This is a genomic window from Microcoleus sp. FACHB-68 (assembly GCF_014695715.1).
Lineage (GTDB): Bacteria > Cyanobacteriota > Cyanobacteriia > Cyanobacteriales > Oscillatoriaceae > FACHB-68.
Genome location: NZ_JACJOT010000008.1, coordinates 571,140 through 595,946 on the forward strand (window position 1 = coordinate 571,140; position 24,807 = coordinate 595,946).

Genomic DNA, 24,807 nt, shown 5'->3' on the forward strand with positions numbered 1-24,807 from the left:
TTGGCAACTTTGTACCTAAAACACTGTTAAATCAAGAAGGAATAATTATGCCACTACAACCACCCCCACCCCCACCGATCACCCCCCGTCAGATGACTCTGCTGCGAGTTGTGACAGCTATGGCATGGGCTGATGGGGAGCTTGCCACAGAAGAAGTAGATTTTATGCTACAGCGCTTTAGTCAGCTGTTTGCTACCAAATCAGATCAGCAGCAAAAATTGCAACAAGAATTGCGGGATTATCTCATGCAGAATATCCCGCTCAATGAGTTGATTCCCAAACTGGCAAGCAACGAAGAGCGGGAATTAGTGCTGCGGCTCGGTTATGAAGTCATTTCTTCGAGTGCTCGTACCCCTGATGAGCCGGCAATTAATACGGAAGAAGCCGAAGTTTACCAAAACTTGGTGAGCTTACTTAACTTGCCGGCAGATGTGGTTAAACGCATCGAGTCAGAAATTGCAGCCGCACCCGATAGCGATGAAGGACTTGTTGATAAACTCACTCATCAAATCGAGGAATTTATCCAAGGCTGAGCTTCCTTAAACGGGATACAAAAGGATGAATTCAGAATTTTTATTCATCCTTTTGCACTCATCTAAGCACTCATTTCTAGCATTCGCTGCATTGGTTGCAATGCGGCTAGTCGTGTCTCTTCTGGAAGAGTAATTTCTGGGGCACGATTTTTCATTGCCAGATAAAGCTTTTCTAGCGTATTTAACCTCATGTGAGGGCATTCGTTGCAGGCGCAAGTGCCGTTCACCGGCGGTGCTGGAATAAACTGTTTGTGGGGCGTTTGCTTTTGCATCTGGTGAATGATTCCCGGTTCCGTCGCAACAATAAACGCACTCGCGGAACTTTGCTGAGCGTATTTTAGTAACGCAGATGTGGAACCAATATAATTAGCATGGCGCAACACCGGCTCCTCACATTCAGGGTGGGCAATGATTTCAGCCTCTGGATGTTCGATTTTGAGCTGGACTATTCTCTTCTCAGAGAATGTTTCATGCACCATGCAACTGCCTTGCCACAGCACTAAATCTCTGCCGGTTTGCTGCATCACATATCGCCCTAAATTCCGATCTGGGGCAAAAATAATCGGCTGATCTTCGGGAATTTGCTGGACTATTTTAACGGCGTTGGAACTGGTGCAGATGATATCGCTCATTGCCTTAATTGCGGCTGAGCAGTTGATATAGGAAATCACCAAATGTCCGGGATGAGCGGCTTTAAACTCCCCAAAAGCTGCCGGTGGGCAAGTGTCTGCCAAGGAACAACCGGCATCTAAATCGGGCAACAATACCAGTTTGTTGGGATTAAGAATTTTTGCCGTTTCTGCCATGAAGTGAACGCCGGCGAAGACGATTGTATCCGCATTCGTGTTGGCAGCTTTACGAGAAAGCTCCAGAGAATCGCCGATATAGTCTGCAATATCCTGAATATCGGAATCTTGGTAATAATGAGCCAGAATCACGGCGTTTAGCTCCTGTTTCAGGGCATTAATCGCCGCAAACAAGTCATGGGGCAGATCAGATGTTTGATCGCGTCGGAGAAGTGCAGTCGTAAACACAGTTTAGGAGTTGCCTCAGCCGGAATGGGGTTAGTCTGTAAAGGAATTATAGTAGTTTTTACCAAAAATTGCAGGGGACAAGCAGAGCCGGTTAAATCCCCCACGCCCAATTCCCCATGCCCCATTCCCCATGCCCCATGCCCAATTCCCCATGCCCAATCCCCAATTCCCCATTCCCAATCCTGCCAAAACCGGCCATGCTTGCCTATGCTGGAAAGGAGATGGGCACAGGAATTGGCATGGTTATTAATCAGAATCATCAGGATAAACCGATTAAAATCGCCGTAGTTGGGGACATTCATGATCAGTGGGAAGAGGCAGATGGACTCGCCCTGAAGCATTTAGGCGTTGATCTGGTGCTATTTGTCGGGGACTTTGGCAACGAGTCGGTGCCGGTGGTGCGGGAGATCGCATCTCTTGATCTTCCCAAAGCAGCGATCATGGGCAACCATGACGCATGGTACACGGCAACAGATTGGGGGCGCAGCAAGTGTCCCTACAACCGGCAGGAAGAAGACTGGGTGCAGCAACAGCTAGATTTATTAGGGGAAACCCATGTCGGTTACAGCAAGTTAGACTTTCCCAATTTAGATTTAACCGTCGTGGGAAGCCGGCCTTTTAGCTGGGGTGGCCCACAGTGGAAATATAGCGACTTTTACCGGCGCTTTGATGTGGCCGGCTTTGAAGCATCCACCAACCGCATTGTCGCTGCTGCTAAAAGTTCGGCTTGCGAAACCGTGATTTTTCTCGGTCATAATGGCCCTACCGGCTTAGGTGATTTGCCAGAAGATCCCTGCGGCAAGGATTGGAACCCGATTGGCGGAGACTTTGGCGATCCAGATTTCGAGGCAGCAATCGCGCAAACACAGGCTTTGGGTAAACAGGTTGCGTTAGTAACTTTTGGCCATATGCACCACACCTTACGCCACACCAAGCAGCGGTTGCGCCGGGGTGTCCATGTCAGTTCTGAAGGCACAGTTTATTTGAATGCCGCCAGTGTGCCTCGGATTGTGCAAACTGAAAATGACCGCCGGCGTAACTTCTCGATTGTTTCCCTCAGTAACGGGGTGGTGTCCGAGATTACCTTAGTTTGGGTGTCTCAAGATTTCTCCATCGCGTCAGAGCAAGTTCTTTTCCAAAGCAGTAGTACGGTGGGGATGCCGGCTTAAAGGATCTTAAAGTGTTGGATTTACCCAGGATGCTTAACAAATTGGGGCAGAGCCGGCTAATATTAAACTATGCCCACTTGGAGAGGTGGTAGAGTGGTCGATTGCGCTCGACTTGAAATCGAGTGAACCGAAAGGTTCCGTGGGTTCAAATCCCACCCTCTCCGTTTAATTCACCGCACCCACACATTTCAATGCTGAAGAGGATTGAGAGGAAGATGGGGGGTGAATTCTATAGCTTCCTTAACTCGTTCGTTAAGCCCTGATTCCAAAGATTAGGGCCAAACCTTTAATGACACAATATATATATTTTAATACTTAGTATATTTTTTGAGTTGAAATATTGAGGCTATCGTTACTTTTCATAGATAGGAGTCAAGAAAGTGATGCACCTTGACTTTAAAGGACAAGTGTGAGAACTTTAATTAACTTACTATATCATCGCGGATCAGATAAGTTTTTAATATCGAGTGCTCACTAACTATCTGCGGATATTTCGCTTGTGGTGTAGGCTACTAAACAATTCTTTAAACCTTCGATTATTCCTCTCTAACTGAGCTGTGCCGGTTGCAGCCAGTAGGCTATTCAATTCGCAGTCACAAACCCCTTCGGGACGAAATATAAGACAATTAAATATAAAACAACTCATTCACCTGTAGCCAAGCTCCACCTTATGATTAGCTCCTCCAGGAAGAAAAAAACGATTCTGTTTTTGGCTGCTAACCCCAAAAATACGACTTATGTAGACTTACAAAAAGAGGCTCAAGAAATTTCCCAGGGGTTGGAACTCGCTAAAAAGGGTGACAAGTTTCAATTAGAGCAACAGTGGGCAGTGACGCCACGGGATATGCAGCGAGCTGTACTCGATTGTAACCCAGAGATTGTCCATTTCTCCGGGCATGGTGCAGGAGAAGACGGTTTAGCGCTAGAGGATGAGACGGGGAAGGTTAAACTGGTCGATGCAACAGCGTTATCCGCTTTGTTTGAGCTGTTTATGGATCGGGTAGAATGCGTGGTACTCAACGCCTGCTATTCGGACGTGCAAGCAAATGCAATCGCTCGTCACATTCCCTATGTGATTGGGATGAAGCAAGCGGTGGGAAACAATGCTGCCAGGGAATTCACCGTAGGATTTTATGATGCACTGGCAGCCGGTGAATCTATCGAGTTCGCTTATAAGTCAGGTTGCGTCAGCATTGCGATGGCCGGCATTGCGGAAGAACTCACTCCAGTTTTAAAGAAGAAATCAGAATTTTCTGACTTAGAGATAGCAGAAGTCGCGATCTCTCCGGTTATTGACAATATAGTTGAGGAGCAGCCGGCTCCAGTTGGGAATCCGCGATCACTCGATTCACCTCCCGTTTCTATGTCAAATTTAGACAACCCAGAAGGTTCTGTTAGTTTAGATTCACCCCTATATATTGACCGGCCTCCCATTGAATCGGATTGCTACCAAACGATTGTCAAACCCGGAGCTTTAATCCGAATCAAAGCTCCCCGGGAAATGGGAAAAACTTCCTTAGTGCAGCGAATTTTATACGAGGCAAATAAACAGGGATATCAAACGGCTTATTTAAACTTCCAATCGGCTGATAGCAGTTTTCTCACCAATATTGATGAGTTGCTACTGTGGTTTTGTGGTGAGATTACTAATGAATTAAATTTAGAAGATAAGTTAGGAGAATATTGGAAAGGCGTTCTCGGCAGTAAAAATAAAAGCACGAAGTATTTCCAACGCTATCTACTATCCGAGAGTGAGCAGCCTGTTGTTTTAGGGTTAGATGAAGTTGATCAGATTTTTCAGCATCCCGAAATAGCCACCGACTTCTTTGGGCTATTACGAGCTTGGCACGAGCGGGGAAAAAATGAGGAAATTTGGAAAAGGCTGAGGTTAGTCATTTCTCACTCTCAAGAAGTTTATATTCCTCTCAATATTAATCAGTCGCCATTTAATGTTGGATTGCCCATAGAGTTACCTGAACTCAATCAGAGACAGGTAACAGATTTAGTGAATCGACACCAATTAAATTTGTCAGATCAAGAGATTTGTGACCTGATGGAAATGGTGGGGGGTCATCCTTATTTAGTTCGAGTTGCTCTCTACCAAGTTGCCAGGGGGAGAATTACCTTAGAGCGCTTGCTAAAAGTCGCTCCTACTGAAGAAGGCCCTTACTACGATCATTTACGCCGTCATTTAGTTAATTTGGAAACAGACGCAGAACTAGCAGCAACAATTAGACAAGTGATTAACAGCGAAAAACCTGTAGAAATTAATACCCGACAGGCTTTTAAATTGCGAAGCATGGGGTTGATCAAATTTCAGGGGAATGCTGTAATGCCCTTGTGTGGTTTGTATCGTCAATATTTTCGACATCGCCTAGCCTCTACTCAACCGAAGATGACTGCTGTGCAACAAACGAATAACCAATCAAGTTTGAACATAGAGAGTAATTTAGGAGCGATTATTTTCTCGGATGTCGTTAATTCCACCGCTTTATCAGCTGCAAACCAAAAGCTGACACTAGAATTAGTGAATCGAGATTTCAGCATCATCCGAAGCATCTGCGATAAACATCAAGGCAAAGTCCTTAAAGAAATGGGCGATGGTTTATTAATTTTCTTTCCAGAAAGTGCCGTAAAAGCTGTCGCCTGTGCGCTAGAAATACAACGAAATTTAGCTGAAGCTGCTAAAACCTTACCTGCGAGTCATGTTCTGCAACACCGCATTGGTATTCACTTGGGGGAAATATTCTTTCTTAATAATGATATCAGGGGCACTGGTGTAAATCTAGCGGCTCGTTTGGAAGGGAAAGCAGATCCAGGAGGAATCTGTATTTCTGAAACAGTTTATCAAGTCGTTAGAACCCACTCAGATTTAAATGTGATTGACTTAGGCTTGCAACAGTTAAAAGGAATTCCTGAACCTGTACGATTGTACAAATTGATTCCCTGATTCTCTGATTTTCCCCCTATGAATTAACAATGACTTATGAAAGATTATCAATATCAAGTTGGAGGGAGTCTTCCTGCAAACGCCCCAACTTATGTCACTCGAAAGGCAGATGAAGAGCTTTATCAAGCTTTAAAAGCCGGAGAATTTTGCTATGTTCTCAATGCCAGACAAATGGGAAAATCATCCCTGCGAGTGCGGACGATGCAGCGGTTACAAGCAGAGGGAATCGCCTGTAGTAGCATTGATATCACAGAAATTGGCACCTCAGATATTACGCCAGAAGAGTGGTATGCAGGGGTGATCGATAGCATCATCAGCCGATTAAATTTGTATGAGGTTTTTGATTTAGATGAATGGTGGGAGAAGAACAGCTTACTATCGAATGTTAAACGATTTAGTAAATTTATTGAAGAGGTATTACTCAAGAACCTCTCAGGAAATATAGTAATTTTTGTCGATGAATCGGACAGCTTACTCAGTTTAAGTTTTAAAATAGAAGATTTTTTTGCGGTGATTCGTGATTGCTATAATAATCGAGCGGATAAACCCGACTATCGTCGATTAACATTTACGATGTTAGGGGTAGCCACTCCATCAGATTTAATTCACGACAAGCGACGCACTCCTTTTAATATTGGTCGAGGAGTAGAGTTAACAGGGTTTCAATTAGCAGAAGCTCAACCTTTGGCAGTTGGGTTAGACACTCAAGCAGAAAATTCTCAACCTCTATTAGAAGCAGTGTTATCTTGGACTGGCGGACAGCCATTTTTAACGCAAAGAGTTTGTAAATTACTGTTTAATTATGCCAACTCTGCATCCATGCAAAACCCCGCTGAGTGGGTAGAAAGTTTAGTGCGAGAAAAAGTGATTGAGAATTGGGAAATACAGGATGAACCAGAGCATTTAAAGACGATTCGAGATCGCATTTTACACAGCGAACAGCGTGCCAACCGATTACTGGGACTCTATCAGCAAATTTTACAGCATCATGAAATAGCGACTGATGATAGTCCCGAACAAATGGAACTGCGATTAACTGGGTTGGTGGTTAAGCAGTCTGGCAAACTTAAAGTTTATAACCGAATTTATCAATCAGTTTTTACGGCTGATTGGGTGGAAAAACAATTAGCAAATCTCCGCCCTTATAGCGAAAGTTTTAAAGCTTGGATAGAGTCTGATTGTAAGGATGAATCGCGACTGTTGCGAGGTCAAGCGTTGCAAAATGCTCAAGTTTGGGCAAATAGTAGAAGTTTGAGCGATTTGGATTATCAATTTTTAAGCCTTAGTCAAGAAATAGACAAACAAACAATTCAAACAGAATTGGATGTTCAAAAGAAAGCAAATCAAATTTTAGCAAAAGCTCGAGAAAAAGCGAGTTTGATTAGCTGGCTTTCCTTGGGTGTATCCTTGGGTATATTTATTTTTTCTATAGCTGCGACGATGATAGTTAATAGCGAAATATTGAAAGCAGCGGACGTAAGATTAAAAACTGCATCTTCTAGAGAAAAACTTGTTTCTGGTCAAGGATTAACCGCCTTACTGGAAGCATTGCGGGCGGGGCAACAACTCAAACAACTTAATAGATTACTCTGGGAAAAGGACGACACTCAAGCGGAAGTGTTAGATGCCTTGAGCCAAACGCTTTATGCTATCGGAGAACACAATACTTTGTCAGGTCATGAGGAGGTTGTCGGGAGTGTGAGTTGGAGTCCCGATGGTCAAACTCTAGCTACTGCAAGTGATGACAAGACGGTTAAACTCTGGAGCAAACAAGGCAAATTCCTCAACACTCTTAGTGGTCATAAAGGATCTGTCTATAGTGTCAGTTGGAGTCGCGATGGTCAAACTCTAGCAACTGCAAGTGAGGACAAGACGGTGAAACTGTGGAGTAAACAAGGCAAATTCCTCAAAACTCTTAGCAGTCATAAAGGCTCTGTCTATAGTGTCAGTTGGAGTCGCGATGGTCAAACTCTAGCAACTGCAAGTGAGGACAAGACGGTGAAACTGTGGAGTAAACAAGGCACGCTCCTCAAAACTCTTAGTGATCATCAAAAACCTGTCTGGGGTGTGAGTTGGAGTTCTGACGGTCAAACTCTAGCTTCTGCAAGTAGTGACAAGACGGTTAAACTCTGGAGTAAACAAGGCACACTCCTTAACACTCTTAGCGGTCATCAAAAACCTGTCTTGAGCGTGAGTTGGAGTTCTGATGGTCAAACTCTAGCTTCTACAAGTAATGACAAGACAGTGAAACTGTGGAGTAAACAAGGCAAACTCCTCAATACTCTTAGCGGTCATCAAAAACCTGTCTTGAGCGTGAGTTGGAATCCCGATGGTAAAACTCTGGCTTCTGCAAGTCGTGATAGCACAGTGAAACTCTGGCATAAACAAGGCAGATTCCTGCAAACTCTTAGTGATCATCAGGAAGTTGTCTGGAGTGTGGATTGGAGTCCCGACGGTAAAACTCTAGCTTCTGCAAGTGATGACAAGACGGTGAAACTCTGGAGTAAACAAGGCACACTCCTCAACACTCTTATCGGTCATCAGAATCCTATCTGGAGTGTGAGTTGGAGTCCCAACGGTCAAACTCTAGCTTCTGCAAGTGGTGACAAGACGGTGAAACTCTGGAGTAAACAAGGCAAACTCCTCAGCACTCTTAGCAGTCATCAAGGATCTGTCTCGGGTGTAGTTTGGAGTCCCGACGGTCAAACTCTAGCTTCTGCAAGTTTTGACAAGACGGTGAAACTCTGGAGTAAACAAGGCCAATTCCTCAAAACTCTTAGCGATCATCAAGCACCTGTTAATAGTGTGAGTTGGAGTCGCGACGGTCAAACTCTGGCTTCTGCAAGTGATGACAAGACGGTGAAACTCTGGAGTAAACAAGGCACACTCCTCAACACTCTTAGGGGTCATCAAGCACCTGTTAATAGTGTGAGTTGGAGTCCCGATGGTCAAACTCTAGCAACTGCAAGTTTTGACAAGACGGTGAAACTCTGGAGTAAACAAGGCCAATTCCTCAAAACTCTTAGCGATCATCAAGGATCTGTCTGGAGTGTGAGTTGGAGTCCCGACGGTCAAACTCTGGCTAGTGCTAGTGGTGACAAGACGGTGAAACTCTGGAGTAAACAAGGCACACTCCTCAACACTCTTAGCGATCATGAGAGTGTTGTCTGGAGTGTGAGTTGGAGTCCCGACGGTCAAACTCTAGCTTCTGAAAGTCGTGACAAGACGGTGAAACTGTGGAGTAAACAAGGCCAACTCCTGCAAACTCTTAGCGATCATGAGAGTTTTGTCTTTGCTGCCTATAGTATGAGTTGGAGTTCCGACAGTCAAACTCTGGCAACTAGAGGTATTGAGAATACCGTGAAACTGTGGAGAGTCGATAATAATTTAGAAAGCATTATGTCAGAAGGCTGCAATTGGATTAGCGATTATCTGAAAACCAATCCTAATGTTACAAAAGACGATAAACAGATGTGCGCCAGCTACCTCACCGACCAGTAGAAGGGGAAAAGAAAACGTAGATTTCTTAAACTTTTCCCGATTTCTAACTCAAATCACACTCTTCTTCAAAATCATTTCCATCTTTTCCGTTGTTCATTCCTCACTCGCATCAGTCACAACCCTAATATTTCGCTGAGGTTTATCTTCATCCACAACCGCCGGCAGCAATTTTTCCAACCCATTTGTCGGTGTTTTAGCGCCAAATCCTTTCCAAGATTGGTCTAAGGCTGGTAAGTCTAACAATTGAAGATTTCTTCTATCCACCGTCGCAAATAATTTAATGACATCAACCCCTTCCTGCTAATTTTCTGGCAATTCGATGTCAAAGCGAGTTTCGTTGTATTGTTCTGCTTCTACAACTTCGCTTATTTGCCCCTCGCAACCCTTCGTCAATTTCTCTGATTTCTTGATCCAATCGTAAGGGCGCGGTATTTGTAGGATTAGCAGCCAGAATCAAAATTGTTTGGACAGGCACGTTGTTACTCATCCGAGCACCACACTTTAATTTAGGCCAAGAATTGAGACAATATTAACCGGCTTTCTCACTTTTGAAGGGCAACGCAATGTTAGCCAGTGCTGGCATTGTACTCACCGGCAGCCTAAACCAAGTCGCCGGCACCGCCAAAACGATAGCCTCTGCCGTAAACCGTGTGTATCAGCGCAGTCTCACCGGCACCTTCAATTTTGCGGCGCAGCAGGCGAATTTGCGCGGCTAAGACATTACTGCTGGGTTTGTCACCTTCAGCCCATAAATGCTGGTAAATTTGGGCGTGAGTCAATAATTGACCGGGGTGACGCATGAAATACTCTAGCAACTGACTTTCTTTTTCAGACAGTTCAATCACGCGTCCCTGCCGGTAGGCTAACTGATTTTCCAGATCAAGTTCCAAATCCTCAACGCGTAACCGAGGCGCAACAAGTGTAGCTTCTTGGCCGGCAGATCGGCGCAGTTGAGCACGAACCCGCGCTAATAACTCGCGCAATTCAAAAGGTTTAACCAGATAATCATCCGCGCCGGCGTCCAAACCTCGCACGCGGTCATCTAAAGTATCCTTAGCCGTCAAAAATAGCACAGGTGTCGTGTCGCCCTTGCGGCGCAACTGCTGGCAAATCTCCAACCCCGACAGTTGCGGCAGCATCCAATCGAGAATCAGCAAATCATAGCCTCCCTGAGACGCCAACTGGGTGCCGGCAGCCCCATCACAGGCGACATCCACACTGTAACCCTCACGAGTCAGTAGCCGGCTCAAAGGGTCAGTCAGTTCCACTTCATCATCAACCAAAAGAATTCGCATACTGCCACCCATTCGCGGCTAAACTTCATAGTGAGCAATCACTTCGGGTTCAGCCTGTGCTGCGGCAACCCATTCTTGCATCGCCGGCAGCGCCCAAATCGCATCGGCATAGTCTTTCGCCACCGGCTCTAATTTGACATCGTAAGTAACGAAACGGGATACAACGGGCGCAAACATCGCATCAGCGAGCGTGAAATGACCGAACAGCAGATCGCCACCCGATCCAAAGTTTTGCCGGCATTCACGCCAAATTGCCGTAATGCGGTCAATTTCTTCGCGCACACCAGTTTCCATCCCTTTACCAGGAAGCCTCGCACGGCAGTTCATCGACATATTTTCGCGCAAGTTTGGGAAGCCGGCGTGCATCTCCGCGCTAATTGAGCGAGCGATCGCCCGCGCTGCCGGATTTTCTGGCCAAAAAGCCGGCGCAAACTGTTCAGCGACATACTCGCAAATCGCTAAAGAGTCCCACACCCTTACCTCACCGTGTTGTAAAAACGGCACTTTGCCAGAGGGAGAATAACGCAGAATCTCTTGCTGTGAGGTCGGTGTTTGCAGAGGAATTCGGACTTCTGTAAAGTCTACCCCAGCTTGTTTCACCGCGAGCCAAGCCCGCAGCGACCAAGATGAATAATTTTTGTTGCCAATAACTAAAGTTAGCTCGCTCATCATCTTACAGGTCAGCTTTCAGCTACTATTTTGCTGGACATTAACTGTAAAACCAACCCCCAATGATTACCGTTGCTTTGCCGAAGGGCGCATTGCTCAAAGACAGCATCAAACTGCTGCAATCCGTCGGATTAGATTTCAGTGCTTTTCTCGATTCATCCAACCGGCAACTCCAGATCCACGACACCACCGGCACCGCCAAAGCCTTGCTCGTTCGGACACATGACGTGCCGGTTTATGTAGAATACGGTCAAGCCCAACTGGGAGTTGTGGGATACGATGTACTGCGAGAGAAAAGCCCCAAAGTTGCACATCTTGCCGATCTTAAATTTGGCAAATGCCGGCTGTCAGTTGCTGTGAAAGCCTCTAGTCCCTACCGGCAGTCTCTAGAGTTGCCGGCACATGGACGGGTCGCCTCCAAATTCGTTCACTGCGCCCGCGAATACTTCCACAATTTAGATATGCCGGTGGAAATTGTACCGCTTTACGGTTCAGTTGAATTAGGGCCAATTACCGGAATGTCAGAAGCAATTGTTGACTTAGTTTCCACAGGTCGCACCCTCACAGAAAACGGATTAATTGAGATTGACGTACTTTTTGAAAGCAGCGCCCGACTAATTGCCCATCCCCTCAGTTATCGCCTTAATAGCGATAATTTAGAGCATTTAATTTCCCAATTGCGAGAAGCAACACTTGCAACCGCATAATTACAATTAATTTACCAAAACCCCTGCTACCCAACGTAAAATCATCCGCGTTTCATCTGCGTTTATCTGCGGACGCAGGTGGAACTTGAATGACGAGCAAAGCACATTCCAGTTTCACCTGCGGAATCTGCGGTTAATAAAAAATCCAGCAATTTCGCAACCAGTCCGATTGCCGGCAAAGTTGAGATAGAAATTACGCTAAAAATTCAGGAATTTAATTTTAACCACAGATGCACACAGATGGACACAGATGGCCTGTCTGCTTTGCCAACTAGCTTGATTGTGGGGTGGATTAGGGAAGAACTGCCCGAAGCGTAGCCGGCCTGTTTCTATCTGGGGCAGGATGACAGTGTAAATGACTGCGTTACATTGGGAGGGCGTGTTTTTTTCTACAGTGCTGCTGCTTAGGTTGTAAATGACTAGCTTATCACCGCCGACACAGGCTCCTGAAAACCGGCGATCGCGCGAAAATGACTGGCGCTTATTTTTGCGGTTAGTGCCCTATGCCCGACGTAGTGGGCGTTTGCTGGCCATTTCTCTTGTGTTATTGGTGCCCCTATCCTTTGCCGGTGCGATTCAGCCGATTATTATTGGGCAAGCAATTTCACTCATTCGTTCTGAACCGAATACCTTTGACTTTCTTCAAGGCAAACCGCTATCGCAGGGTTTGAATATACTCGCCGGCCTTCTGCTACTGACTGTCGTGATCCGGCTAGCATTAGAATCGGTGCAAAGCTATCTAGTGCAGAAAGTTGGCCAAAAAATTACCGCCGACATTCGTAATGACTTATTTCACCACGTCACGTCCCTGGGGGTGCGATTTTTTGATCGCTCACCCGTAGGCCGGCTAATCACTCGCCTCACCAGTGATGTAGACGCCTTGGGAGAAGTATTTTCCACCGGCGCAATTGGCATTATCACCGATTTATTTTCAATTGTGGTGATAACCATCACCATGTTTACCCTGCAATGGCAGTTAGCTTTGATGCTATTACTAATGTTGCTGCCGGTTGCCGGTGTGATTATTTATTTTCAACAGCAATACCGCAAAGCGAATTACAAAGCTAGAGAAGAACTTTCTAGTTTAAACTCCACCCTACAAGAAAATATCACCGGCATTGGGGTGGTGCAACTGTTCCGCCGAGAAAAATTTAATAGCCAACTATTTCGCACGATTAACCAACGCTATATCAAAGAGGTGGATAAAACCATCTTTCACGACTCAGCCGTATCTGCCACACTCGAATGGATCGCCCTTGTTGCGATTGGTGGTGTTTTGTGGCTGGGGGGTGTCCGTGTCATGCAAGACGCGCTCACTTTTGGTACATTATCTGCCTTTATTTTGTTCGCCCAGCGTTTATTTGATCCTCTGCGACAATTTGCTGAAAAATTCACCGCGATTCAAGCCGGGTTCACTGCGGTTGAACGCATCAGCGACATTTTAAGCGAACCGATTGAAATTCGCGATCCAGAAACATCATCTGTCAAAAGTCATCTGTCAGCAACGGATAACCCACAAATCGGTGAAATTCGCTTTGAACACGTTTGGTTTGCCTACAAAGAAGATGAATACGTCCTCAAAGACTTGGATTTCACGATTCATCCAGGTGAAAAAGTTGCTTTAGTTGGCCCTACCGGCGCGGGTAAAAGTTCGATTATTCGGCTGCTGTGCCGGCTTTATGAACCGACGAAAGGGCGGGTTCTTGTTAATGGGGTGGATGTTCGCCAGATGCCTCAAGCCCAATTGCGCCGGCATCTCAGTGTGATTTTGCAAGATGGTTTTTTGTTTGCCGGTGATGTCAAGAGTAACATTACACTCGGAGATGATTATTCTTTAGATGAAATCCAGACAGCCGCCCAGCAAACGAATGTGGCGAGTTTTATGGAACAGTTACCTCAAGGATATAATACCCAATTGCGAGAGCGGGGAACGAATCTTTCAGGAGGGCAAAAACAGTTATTAGCGTTTGCCCGCGCTGCAATTCGCAATCCTCAAATATTAGTCCTTGATGAAGCAACGGCAAGTTTGGATGTAGGGACTGAAGCTTTAGTTCAGGATGCGCTTGATCGTCTTTTGGTGAAACGTACTGCGATTATTATTGCTCACCGGCTTTCAACGATTCGTAATGTGGATCGGATTTTTGTGCTGAAGCGGGGACAGTTGGTGGAGTCGGGTAGTCATGAGGAATTGTTGCGGCAAGAAGGTCTTTATGCGAGTTTGTATAAGTTGCAAATGTTAGGAAATGAGGCGAGTTTGTAGGTGATAGTGGGGTCGGTTGGGTAGAATTTGCACAGTTGTGTGTTAAAACTTTTGGATTTTTTTTTAACCGCAGATGCACGCAGATAAACGCAGATGTAGGCGTAGTGTGTTGGTTAGGGATTGGGAGATTCACGCGGATGATGTTTTAGGGTTTTTGGATGTTTGAATGGGGTTTATTCGTGTTCTAGGGTTTGTTGCAGGGGAATTTCGATGAGAAATTCTGTACCTTGTGCCGGCGCTGAATTGCAAATCAGCCGGCCTCCGTGTTTTTCTACGATTATTTGATAGGCGATTGTTAAGCCTAATCCTGTGCCTTTACCGACGGGTTTTGTGGTAAAAAATGGGTCAAATAGGCGAGTTTGAACTTCCTCTGTCATGCCTGGGCCGTTGTCGGCAATGCGAATGATGGCTGAAGTTGTGTTTTGAGCCGGTTGTTTGCTGTCAAAGTCGGGTGTAAGCGGTTCAGAATTGATTGAGGTGCGAATTGTAATTCGCGGGGATGGCTGGTTTTCTATGGCGTCGATGGCGTTGGAGAGGAGATTCATAAAGACTTGGTTAAGCTGGCCGGCATAGCAATCTACTAAGGGCAAGTTGCCATACTCTTTAACGATCTCAATTCCTACACTGCTGGGTTTGGATTTGAGCCGATACTGTAATATCAGCAGGGTACTGTCGATGCCGGCGTGAATATCGACTCGTTTTTTTTCGGCTTCATCTAAGCGGGAGAAGTTGCGTAAAGACAGGACAATCTCACGGATGCGATCTGCGCCTATCCTCATAGAATTGAGAACTTTGGGCAAGTCTTCAGTTACAAAATCTAGATCAATATCTTCTGCTTTTGCTTGAATTGCCGGCATCGGTGACGGATAGCATTCGTCATAAAGATGTACCAGTTCCAGCAGTTGTTGAATGTACTGGCTAGCGTATTCGATGTTGCCGTAAATAAAGTTAATCGGGTTGTTAATTTCGTGAGCCACCCCTGCAACTAATTGCCCTAAGCTTGACATTTTTTCGGTTTGAATCAGTTGGGTTTGAGTTTTTTGCAACTGGCGCAAAGTGGCTTCTAATTGCGTTGCTTGTTGTCTTAGTTGCGCTTCTGATTGTCGCAAGGCGTCTTCAGCAGAGGCACGCTCAGTAATGTCTTCAGAAGTCACTAAGATGCCTACAACATTGCCGGCTCCATCATGAAGGGGAATTCTATTTTTATCTAACCAAACTTGGTTGCCATCGGCTTGCAGGTGGGATTCGATAATGTGATATTCTGGCGTGTCTGTAAGCATTACTCGCAGCTCGCCTTCCCGCAAGAAATCGGCCTCTTCAAGTTTCCAAGGTAAATCGCTATCTGTTTTGCCAATAATATCTTCTGGAGAAGATAAGCCGGCCACCCTAGCCATGCTGCGGTTACAACCGAGATAAACGGAATTGCAATCTTTCCAAGCAATTAATTGGGGAATATTGTCCATTACTTGCTGCAACATTTCTTGGGATTTGCGAAGTTGCTCTGCAACGTGTTTGCGTTCGGCAATTTCCCCATGCAACTGTCCAATGGCGTGTCGGAAGGCGGCGGTTCGCGCTTCAACTTTCATTTCCAGTTCTTCGTTGGCTTGTGTGAGCGATTCTGTGGCTTGTTTGCGTGCGGTGATGTCTGCAACGGTTCCGATCATCCGTACGGGGTTGCCGGCATTATCTCGCAAGACTTTCCCATTACCGGCAACCCAGCGGACGGTGCCATTGGGCCACATAATTCGGTTTTCGATATTGTACTCGTGGCCGGCTTCTACGGCACAAGCGAGCGCTAGCATCATCCGGCTGCGATCTTCAGGATGGATCAGGTTGAGAAAGGCGTAATAAGTGCCGGCAAAGCTGTTTGGAGGCAAGCCAAATAAGGCTTCCATGCTGTCTGAAAAGGTGACTTGGCCGCTGGCAATATCCCAGTCCCAAACGCCCATCCGAGCGGCTTTGAGAGCCAAATTTAGCCGCGCTTCACTTTGGCGCTGTGCCTCTAGGGTTCGCACGCGCTCGGTGGTATCTTGAACCAAGGTGACGAAGTAATCGATTGAGCCGTCACTTTGGCGGACGCAGCGCACTGAAATGTTCGCGTGGATCGTTTGGCCATCGGAGCGGATAAATCGTTGATCGATTGAGTAGCTATCAATTTCGCCGGCTAAGGCTCGGTTAAATTGCGTTAAATTGGCCGGCAAATCTTCAGGATGCGTTAGCGATTCCCAACTTTTTTGCATCAGTTCTGAGCGGCTATAGCCAAAGATTTTGCATAAGCTGTCATTGACTTCTAGCCAGCCTTTTTCGGGTGAGGTGATGGCGATGCCGATTGCGGAGAGTTCTAAGTAACTGCGTAAGCGTTCTTCCCTTTGCCTCAGTTGTTTCTGAGCGCGTTTACTTTTACGAATTTTTTGCCTAAGTAGGGTAATGGTACGGGTTAATTTTGGGGGTTGCTTTGGGTGGGTTGCTTCTGATTCGTCCCTTAGAATTGCCGGCTCTGATGGCGCTGCGGTTTCGTTGTTGCTAATATCTTTTGCTACGGCGTAGATCAATTCTTCTTGTGGGATAGATGTGGCATTCCACAATAGTCTTTTGTAGGAACCGTCGGCGCAGCGATAGCGATTTTCAAAGGAAAGTGTGTCCGTGTTGCCGGCTAGTGTTTGAATCGCCGCCAAGGTAGATTCTCGATCTTCGGGATGCACGAATTCAATCAGCGGGTTGCCGAGCAGTTCTTCCTCACTGAAGGACAAGGTGTTGAACCACATCGAGTTGATGCGTTTGAAATAGCCGTCCAAACCGACTACACAAAGCATATCTAGGGAGATTTTGAAAAAACAATCCGCCTCCGATGTGTGATCGGCAGGCTGATTAATTCGATTTTTTAATGTGTTAATTCCCATTTCCTACCTGCTTATTCTCTGATCTGGCGGCAGTTTGCTTTAGCGATTCTTAATGAAGTTTATAGAGCTGACAGATTTTATTTTGTTGGGGTAATGGATTTTTTTATATTTTTTAATTTTAATCTAGCTGATTTTATTTTTTGTTAAATCTAACATAGCTTAATCAAGCTGAACTGGGTCGAATTATGTAACCGGCAGCTATTGGGCGCAAAGGTAAGTGAAGCGTCAACAGCTCAGATTCTCTGGCTTTTCACTTTTTACGGTTGACTGCCGGCGAGGTAGGGAAGGCGGATCTCGATGCCGGTGTTGCTTAATTGAGCTGCGGTGAAGCCAGTGTGATCTCAGTTGCTTGTTCTGTTAACGCTCTGTAGGATAAGCGTTTATGCCGGCCTACTGCAAGCTGATGCTGTTAACTTTAGAGCAAATATGGGAAAACTGTCTCTTAGCGAGATGTGGCAGCCCATGTAAAATTTAAACTCGTTCACAGACATGGCAGTTGGCTGCCGGCTGCTCTGTTAATGAAGTTAGTGAGGTATGCTGAATAAAAAGGGCTACTTACCTAGGGCTACCCTACCAGTCAGTCTTTTATTTAAAGATGAGTGCGACTGTTAACAGTCTAGCCTCACTGCTTTTCTTTTTGAAAACAATTAAACTGGCGCTCTCCAAGAGCCTGCATTCGATTAAAAATTGAAAAAAGTTGCGACTATCGGCTGCTTTTAGAAGCGCGGGGATCACTCACGGGTCAATTTTTAGGGGTTGGTTCTTTGATTGAAAAAATGCCGGTGATGCCGGCTGCCATGAAATTTTCTTGAGAGAAGCGCTTTTTTACTTTAATCTAGATCCAGACAAATCTTACAACTACTCATCCTCTCGCACGAACTATGATGGATTTCAGTCAAGCGCTCCTCAATAAGATTGATACAATTGTAGAAATTTGGGTTGAAACGGTTCGTCAGGATGATAGAATTGAAACCGCTAAGGAACTGACTTATAAAGGGGTACGCGATAGTGTCCCGATTGTTCTTCAGGCGATAGCCAGAATGCTATCTCCCTCTGAAGACAATGATATTAAAACTTTGGTAGAGAAGAGTTTAGAACACGGCACGCTTCGAGCCAAGCAAGGTTATGATGCTGAAGAAATTGCGCGGGAATATCGCTTGTTGCGCTGGGTAATTTTTTCTACTTTAGAAGAAGATTTAATCAAAGGTTCGTCGGCAGAAGTGATTCGAGCCTGTCGGCTAATTGATACCGGCCTGGATGAAGTAATCGCCCGGTGCTTCAAAACATATACAGAAGAACGATTGCGGGAATTGGAGGATCTGCAAAATCAACTAAAGCTAACCAATCAGGAACTGACTCGGTTAGTTCGGGCAAGTAAGGATAATCTCTCTCACCTTGCCCACGAATTGAAAACACCTCTGACCTCAATTATCGGCTATTCAGATTTATTTTTGCGGCAACAAGAAAAAAATCCAGAAACTAAAGATTCGATTCCTAATTTAGGACATATTGATAAAGTCTTAAAACATGGGCGACAGTTACTTCATCTAATCAACGATGCCCTGGAAATTTCTCGGTATGAAGCGGGAAAGATGATCTTGCAGCCCAATGTAATAAATTTAAAAGAAATTATGGCGAATGTCACGGAAATGGTAGAACCGATGGCACGTTCAAAAAATATAAAAATAAGTGTAGATTACGAGGAGTTTCCAGAGCCGGTGGTGACAGATTGCTTACGATTGCAGCAAATTGTTACAAATTTGATGACCAATGCCATTCGTTATACCGAGTCGGGTTCAGTTAACATGAAGTGCCAGATGTTGTCTGACCGGCAGTGGTCGATTACCGTCAGCGATACGGGAATAGGAATCGCTCAAGAAAAGCAATTGCAAATTTTTGAACCTTATTTTCGAGAAGCAGAGGCCGGCAATCAGCCCTATGTGCCTTACAGTACAGGGCTAGGATTAGCAATTGTTACCAGATTAGTGGAACTATTACAAGGTAAAATAGAGTTAGAGTCAAACGTCGGAGTTGGCTCTAAATTCACGGTAATTTTTCCTTTGGAAATCAAGGTTTCCGAGGTTCAGGTAAAGCCTTAAAAAGTTTGTTGGGGAAATTAAATTGAATGAATTAGGGCAGTTGCGCCGGCTATGGTAAAATTCTGATTCCGCCTTGAGAGAAACCATGCCTTTGCTGAGTAGCCCCACTTCTATGTCTGCTTTTCCCCTAACAGCGGTCGTCGGCCAAGAAGCAATCAAGTTAGCTCTGCTGCTGGCGGCGGTCGATCCGGGGTTGGGAGGCGTTGCGATTGCCGGTCGTCGGGGAACCGCCAAATCGGTCATGGCACGCGCACTTCACGCCCTGCTGCCGCCGATAGAAGCGGTTAAGGGTTCGATTTGGAACGCCGATCCCAGCGAGTGGGAGGAAGAAATCGGGGGCGAAATTCCCACTACGGAAATCATTCCGTCACCGTTTGTGCAGATTCCCCTGGGGGTGACAGAAGACCGGCTCATCGGTTCGGTGGATGTTGAGCAGTCTGTCAGGCAGGGGCAAACCGTCTTTTTACCGGGGTTGCTGGCAGAGGCGCACCGGGGCGTTTTGTATGTGGATGAAATTAACCTGCTTGATGATAATATTGCCAACTTGTTGCTAAGTGTTCTCACAGAAGGACGCAACCGAGTTGAGCGGGAAGGCATTAGTTTTGAGCATCCTTGCAAACCGCTGTTTATTGCTACTTATAACCCGGAAGAAGGGCCACTGCGGGAGCATTTGTTGGATCGAATTGCGATCGCCCTCTCTGCAGATGGAGTGTTGGGATTAGATGAGCGGGTGCAGGCAGTTGAGCAGGCGCTTTCCTATGCAGATTCGCCAGGAGCATTTTTGCAGCAGTATGCAGAAGACTTGGATAATTTGAAAACGCAGATTATTCTGGCGCGGGAGTGGCTCAAGGATGTGGCAATCTCTCGCGAACAAATTATCTATTTAGTGGAAGAGGCGGTTCGGGGTGGAGTGCGGGGACATCGCGCTGAGCTGTTTGCGGTGCGAGTAGCGAAGGTGGCAGCAGCTTTGGAGGGGCGCACAGCGGTGAATGCTGAGGATTTGCGCCGCGCTGTGGAGTTGGTGATTGTGCCTCGCGCAACGATTGTGCAGACGCCACCGCCGGAGGAACCGCCACCACCCCCGCCACCGCCACCACCGGAGGATCAGTCAGAGCAAGAGCAGGAGGAACAGGAGGAGGAGGAAAATCCCGAACCCCCAGAGGAAGAGGAGATGAGCGTTCCAGAGGAGTTTCTGTTCGACCCTGAAGGAGTGATTCTCGATCCGGAAGTGCTGTTTTTCGCTCAAATGGCTCAGCGACGCGGGAAGTCGGGCAGTCGCAGTATTATTTTCTCCGATGATCGCGGGCGGTATGTGAAGCCGGTGTTGCCAAAAGGGCCGGTTCGCCGAATTGCGGTGGATGCGACGTTACGCGCGGCTGCACCCTATCAGAAGGCACGTCGGGCGCGTCATGGAGAAGCCGGTGCGCCGGCACAAACCAGCGATCAACCAAACCCACCCGCACCAAGCAAGCGGGTATTTGTTGAGCAAGGCGATATCCGGGCAAAGCGGTTGGCGAGAAAAGCCGGCGCATTGGTGGTGTTTGTCGTGGATGCCTCTGGATCGATGGCGCTGAACCGGATGCAGTCGGCAAAGGGTGCGGTGATGCACCTGCTGACGGAGGCGTATCAAAACCGCGATCAGGTGTCGCTGATTCCGTTCCGAGGTGAGGCGGCTGAGGTGCTGCTGCCGCCTACACGTTCGATTACAACAGCACGCCGGCGTCTGGAACGGATGCCCTGTGGTGGTGGTTCGCCCCTAGCACACGGGTTAACTCAGGCGGTGCGCGTGGGGGTTAATGCCCAGCAATCGGGGGATATTGGTCAGGTGGTAATTGTGGCGATTACGGATGGGCGGGGGAATATTCCCTTGGCGCGATCGCTGGGTGAACCGCCGGTTGAGGGTGAAAAGCCGGATATTAAGGGGGAATTGTTAGAGATTGCCGGCAAAATTCGGATGCTGGGAATTCAGTTGTTGGTGATTGATACGGAGAATAAGTTCGTTTCCACCGGCTTTGCCAAGGAGTTGGCGCAATCGGCTGGGGGTAAGTATTACCACTTGCCGAAGGCGACAGATCGGGCAATTGCGACAATGACAATGAATGCGATTGCGGATTTGAAAAGCCGGTGATTTTTAATGGCAATTTTAGTTGCTTTTATCGTCATAAAGTCTGCCGGCGCTAGCTTGAGAATTTATGAATCAGTTAGGTGTTTCACTACTACCCGGATGTGTTCTTCGCCCAGCTAAGGTTGAGGATATATGGGCGATTCGTAAATTAGTGCTGGGGGCAAAACTTGAGCCTACTCAGTTGCGGTGGCAGCAATTCTGGACGATTGAATATCAGGGAAAAATTGTTGCTTGCGGGCAATTGCGGAGCTTTTTAGGGGTTCAAGAACTCGGCAGTTTGGTGGTAGCGCCGGCTTGGCAGGGTAAAGGGTTGGCTTCCTATCTGACTCGGCATTTAATTGAGCAAGCAACGCAACCGCTGTATTTAGAATGTATGTCTGGGTTAGTGCCGTTTTACCGCCAATTTGGTTTTGTAGAAGTTTCTTGGAAGTCTTTACCACAGCCGTTGAAGATTAAATTTGCGCTGGGACAAGTTGCGTCTAAATTGCTGCCGGTTCGCTTTGCGGTGATGCAGTATCAAGGCATTTCTAAATAATAATGAATGATGTCTGCCGGCTATAATTTTAACAAGTTAAAATTAATCTAAATTGCTTTTTGTCAATCTAAAATTCTATGACGCCGGCAGAATTTGAGTATTTAATTCGCAAGACAGTCACCTATCTGGAATTTCACTCGGATGATTCAGCGAAAGAACTAGCCGCCGAGTGGCGAAAAATACTTGCTCAAATGAAGCAGATGAAGAAAAAGAAGGTGAAGATGGAAGCAAAATTAGAAGGTAAAATATTAAAACCAGACGAGCAAAAATAGATAAGCTGATTTTTTTGGCTTGATTTTGAAACTTAATTTTTTGATAAAATCTTACATCATTGATAAAACAAACTCGCCTTCATTCACCGACTCATTAATAGAAAGTTCAAAAACGCTGCCGGCATCCTCAGCACAAACATCCAAGACAGCCGGTAACTCTCCAACTTTATTAAAACTGAGAATCTGGTAAAGCAAATCTCCAGCCTTAACTGCAGTTTCCAAAGCTACTCGATTTTGAATCATGCCGCCGGCAGATGCAAAGTATTTTTTTACCTCGCTTCGTTGCTTTAAAATCATTTCGCGTGCTATATTTTTATCATGGGAAAATGTGCCGGCATATAATATCCCTTTTTGAATTAAATAATTCTTGATGCCTCGAATTCCTTTCTCCACAGATTCAGAATTCATTTGCATCCCCGAACCAAGTTCCAAAGTCCAAGCTTCTATATCAAATTGAATTTCTCTTCCCGATTTAGAAAAACTTTCTTCTAAAGCTAGCCAAGGCTTGATAAACGCTTCATCGAAGGCATCCCCATCATATTTATCCAAGATCATGCCACAATCCAGTAAAAAGTATTTGGCACTTTCTTCCCGATGGCGGAAGTAATAGACAAAATCCACGCATTGATTGGTAGAACTATGCAAGTCTATCAAATAATCTGCATCAATACATAAAGACTGTAACTGATAGCGGTAACGCTCATGATAGGGTACACTTGCCGGAGATTGGATTTTTTCTAACAGCTTTTCAAAGCTTTCTTTTATCCGCTTCAGATAATTTTGCCGAATGGTAGCTGTGTCAAAATTAAGCTGACTTTGCGCGAAGGCGTCTAAATCCTCGCACTCTTTTTCATAATCCCAGAAGATTCGATTCCAGTCTTTTCCATCATAACTGTTGAAGCGCCCTGTGGAAAAATTATGCCCTCGCTGATTAGTTCCCAATGGGTTGCACACCGGCAGCAGCCAAATTTCCCCGGCAAGCTGGGAGGCATCTAATGTCATCAAGAATTCTATCAGTTGGTGAATCACCGCATTGCCGACAATTTCAGCGCCATGCAGGTTCGCTTGCAAGTAAACTTTTTTACCCGGTTGGATGCCGGCAAACTTATAAACTTGCAATGAGAGGCGATCACCAGAAGCAAGTTGCAGTAGTGGAATCGTTGAAATATCTGGAATCATCTTAACTGCCGGCTGGGAACATTTATAAATAGCTACAGGTTGAGTTTTTAATATTCTTAAAAAATATAGAAAGCGAACCCATAAAATATTTTATCATGAATGCCAATTATCATTTAATGACATTTTCCACTCTCAGCGAATTATCATCGCCCTTCAAGAAACCCGGCAAATTATGACAGAAATCGATCAGATAATTAAAAGCTTGCTGCTGGTATAATTCTGGAAAAGAAGCAACAGGTTTCCCTGATTTGGCGCAAGGGGGAAACCTGTTGCTCTCATTAAGCTAGCCGGCCAAACTCTCCAAACTGAGGGGAACCATATCACCGTTCGTTGTGAGTCCTAATAACATGGGTTCCTGCGGTCGAATTAACTTGCCCGTGAGAACGCAGTGTTCTTCTTTTTGCGCGGTTGCTGCCAGACTCGCTCGAATATCCGCCCTGGAAAATTGCGGTCGATAATCTCCTGATTTCTGCTGAACATAATTCCAGAGCAAATCTCGAATTAGGGCTTGATATCCTTGATTGCCAGCGAGTTCTTTGAGTTTTTCCTTCAGCTCTCTCTCCAAGCGTATGCTAGTAACTTCCATTTCAGTGGTCGGAGTGCGAGTGAGGGTATGCATAACTTTTTTCCTCCAGAGGGTAGACAGGCTTGTACTATAAGTGTAGTATATAAGCTGTAGGATTAAAATAGCTGCTTTCAACAAGTATCACCGTGAACATTATTACCCTTATCTCCACGACATGGTCGGCCTTCCATCGCTTTTGCGGCTGGGAATTGGCGGCAATGGACGTGGAGTTTATATTTGAGGGTAGCGATAGCCTGCGATATCGGGCAAAAGATAATAGAAGCAATTTCAAGGGTGCCAGCGATCAGCCGGTCGTGGGGCCACAAATAAACAAACGAAGCGGGAGGTACAGGAGTCATGCTGTACCAAAATAGGATGAAAAGACTCCAACAGGACTTTTTCAGCCCCCGCTTCTAAACATAGAAAGCGGGGGTTTTTTTATGAGGAGTTCAGCTGTGACAAGCATAACTGACGTATTAAGCAGGTCGGTGGTGGTGTTCTCCCAGAACTACTTGCCAGTTAGCCGGATTAACATCAAGCGGGCAATTATTTTATTAGTCACCGGCAAGGCAGAACCACTCGATTTTGTGGGTGGAACAGGTGGCACTTCTTGGCCAGTGCGCTCACCAAATTGCATTTTGCAGGTGCCAGAATACATCCGTCTGACGATAGCCGGCAAAGAACGCATCTGGAAAGTTCCACCCGTAAACCGCCGGGAAGTTTTGCGGCGAGACGGCCACGCCTGCCAATACTGCGGCAGCGGCAAGCATTTGACCTTAGATCACGTCATTCCTCGGTCTAAAGGGGGTCCCCACACCTGGGATAACGTTGTCACCGCCTGCGAACGGTGCAACTCCCACAAAGGCAATCGCACACCCCTACAGGCGGGAATGCCACTTCGCAGCCAACCCAAGGCACCCATCCACCCAGCGGTGTCATTCTCCGAACACTTCTGGCGCGAACAGCAACTTCGGGAATAAGGCATGGGGAATCGGTCTGTACATTCCCCACTCA

Annotated in this window: 19 protein-coding genes and 1 tRNA gene; 12 read left to right on the forward strand and 8 right to left on the reverse strand. The window is 46.2% G+C overall.

The features are described 5' to 3' along the window. Nucleotides 1–47 precede the first annotated feature (47 nt). Complete coding sequence (locus tag H6F73_RS11350) at nt 48–533, forward strand: TerB family tellurite resistance protein (protein ID WP_190758862.1); 486 nt, start codon at nt 48–50, stop codon at nt 531–533. Between the two features lie 62 nt (nt 534–595). On the opposite strand, the gene nadA is transcribed toward H6F73_RS11350, so the two are convergent. Further along, on the reverse strand, nt 596–1,567 hold the full coding sequence (gene nadA, locus H6F73_RS11355) for a quinolinate synthase NadA (RefSeq protein WP_190758863.1): 972 nt from the start codon (nt 1,565–1,567) through the stop codon (nt 596–598). Continuing rightward, nucleotides 1,489–1,827, reverse strand: coding sequence for a hypothetical protein (locus H6F73_RS11360; RefSeq protein WP_190759680.1), 339 nt, complete (start codon nt 1,825–1,827; stop codon nt 1,489–1,491). Before H6F73_RS11360 ends, nadA begins: the two co-directional genes overlap by 79 nt. Between H6F73_RS11360 and H6F73_RS11365 the strand changes: the two genes are divergently transcribed. From H6F73_RS11365 to H6F73_RS11380, 4 genes are all read left to right on the forward strand, one after another. After that, nucleotides 1,807–2,736, forward strand: coding sequence for a TIGR04168 family protein (locus tag H6F73_RS11365; protein WP_199330497.1), 930 nt, complete (start codon nt 1,807–1,809; stop codon nt 2,734–2,736). The two genes, H6F73_RS11360 and H6F73_RS11365, sit on opposite strands and share 21 nt — an antisense overlap. Nucleotides 2,737–2,815: 79 nt before the next feature. Next, a tRNA-Ser gene (locus tag H6F73_RS11370) sits at nt 2,816–2,900 on the forward strand. A 506-nt stretch (nt 2,901–3,406) separates the two neighbouring features. Continuing rightward, nucleotides 3,407–5,686 (forward strand): AAA-like domain-containing protein, encoded by a 2,280-nt coding sequence (locus H6F73_RS11375; RefSeq protein WP_190758865.1) that lies wholly within the window; start codon nt 3,407–3,409, stop codon nt 5,684–5,686. Nucleotides 5,687–5,722: 36 nt separating this feature from the next. Then, nucleotides 5,723–9,187, forward strand: a complete 3,465-nt coding sequence (locus H6F73_RS11380; RefSeq protein ID WP_190758866.1) for an AAA-like domain-containing protein — start codon at nt 5,723–5,725, stop codon at nt 9,185–9,187. 93 nt (nt 9,188–9,280) lie between these two features. Here the strand turns inward: H6F73_RS11380 and H6F73_RS11385 are convergent, their stop codons facing one another. The 3 genes from H6F73_RS11385 to H6F73_RS11395 form a co-directional block, all read right to left on the reverse strand. Continuing rightward, nucleotides 9,281–9,430 (reverse strand): hypothetical protein, encoded by a 150-nt coding sequence (locus tag H6F73_RS11385; protein WP_190758867.1) that lies wholly within the window; start codon nt 9,428–9,430, stop codon nt 9,281–9,283. 356 nt (nt 9,431–9,786) lie between these two features. Further along, a complete protein-coding gene (rppA, locus tag H6F73_RS11390; RefSeq protein ID WP_190758868.1) occupies nt 9,787–10,482 on the reverse strand; it encodes a two-component system response regulator RppA in 696 nt (231 codons plus the stop codon). Between the two features lie 18 nt (nt 10,483–10,500). Beyond that, nucleotides 10,501–11,154, reverse strand: coding sequence for a glutathione S-transferase family protein (locus tag H6F73_RS11395; protein ID WP_242072420.1), 654 nt, complete (start codon nt 11,152–11,154; stop codon nt 10,501–10,503). Nucleotides 11,155–11,213: 59 nt separating this feature from the next. Here H6F73_RS11395 and hisG point away from each other — a divergent pair, with 59 nt between their 5' ends. Both hisG and H6F73_RS11405 read left to right on the forward strand, forming a co-directional pair. Beyond that, nucleotides 11,214–11,858, forward strand: coding sequence for an ATP phosphoribosyltransferase (gene hisG / locus H6F73_RS11400; protein WP_190758869.1), 645 nt, complete (start codon nt 11,214–11,216; stop codon nt 11,856–11,858). 415 nt (nt 11,859–12,273) lie between these two features. Next, nucleotides 12,274–14,118: an ABC transporter ATP-binding protein gene (locus H6F73_RS11405; protein WP_190758870.1), complete on the forward strand. Its 1,845-nt coding sequence runs from the start codon at nt 12,274–12,276 to the stop codon at nt 14,116–14,118. 173 nt (nt 14,119–14,291) lie between these two features. Here H6F73_RS11405 and H6F73_RS11410 read toward each other — a convergent pair whose 3' ends face one another. Next, complete coding sequence (locus H6F73_RS11410) at nt 14,292–17,018, reverse strand: PAS domain S-box protein (RefSeq protein WP_190758871.1); 2,727 nt, start codon at nt 17,016–17,018, stop codon at nt 14,292–14,294. Nucleotides 17,019–17,899: 881 nt separating this feature from the next. On the opposite strand from H6F73_RS11410, the gene H6F73_RS11415 reads away from it, so the two are divergent. The 4 genes from H6F73_RS11415 (at nt 17,900) to H6F73_RS11430 (ending at nt 22,049) form a co-directional block, all read left to right on the forward strand. After that, nucleotides 17,900–19,117 carry a HAMP domain-containing sensor histidine kinase gene (locus H6F73_RS11415; RefSeq protein ID WP_190758872.1) on the forward strand — a complete coding sequence of 406 codons (1,218 nt, stop codon included), beginning with the start codon at nt 17,900–17,902 and terminating at the stop codon, nt 19,115–19,117. 85 nt (nt 19,118–19,202) lie between these two features. Next, nucleotides 19,203–21,245, forward strand: a complete 2,043-nt coding sequence (gene bchD, locus H6F73_RS11420; protein WP_190758873.1) for a magnesium chelatase ATPase subunit D — start codon at nt 19,203–19,205, stop codon at nt 21,243–21,245. A 64-nt stretch (nt 21,246–21,309) separates the two neighbouring features. Beyond that, on the forward strand, nt 21,310–21,777 hold the full coding sequence (locus H6F73_RS11425) for a GNAT family N-acetyltransferase (protein WP_190758874.1): 468 nt from the start codon (nt 21,310–21,312) through the stop codon (nt 21,775–21,777). Nucleotides 21,778–21,854: 77 nt separating this feature from the next. After that, complete coding sequence (locus tag H6F73_RS11430; RefSeq protein WP_190758875.1) at nt 21,855–22,049, forward strand: hypothetical protein; 195 nt, start codon at nt 21,855–21,857, stop codon at nt 22,047–22,049. A 51-nt stretch (nt 22,050–22,100) separates the two neighbouring features. On the opposite strand, the gene H6F73_RS11435 is transcribed toward H6F73_RS11430, so the two are convergent. After that, a complete protein-coding gene (locus H6F73_RS11435; protein WP_190758876.1) occupies nt 22,101–23,228 on the reverse strand; it encodes a succinylglutamate desuccinylase/aspartoacylase family protein in 1,128 nt (375 codons plus the stop codon). A gap of 283 nt (nt 23,229–23,511) precedes the next feature. Continuing rightward, nucleotides 23,512–23,847 carry a ribbon-helix-helix domain-containing protein gene (locus H6F73_RS11440; RefSeq protein ID WP_190758877.1) on the reverse strand — a complete coding sequence of 112 codons (336 nt, stop codon included), beginning with the start codon at nt 23,845–23,847 and terminating at the stop codon, nt 23,512–23,514. Nucleotides 23,848–24,248: 401 nt separating this feature from the next. Between H6F73_RS11440 and H6F73_RS11445 the strand changes: the two genes are divergently transcribed. Next, nucleotides 24,249–24,773 carry an HNH endonuclease gene (locus H6F73_RS11445; RefSeq protein WP_347239520.1) on the forward strand — a complete coding sequence of 175 codons (525 nt, stop codon included), beginning with the start codon at nt 24,249–24,251 and terminating at the stop codon, nt 24,771–24,773. Nucleotides 24,774–24,807: the final 34 nt, after the last annotated feature.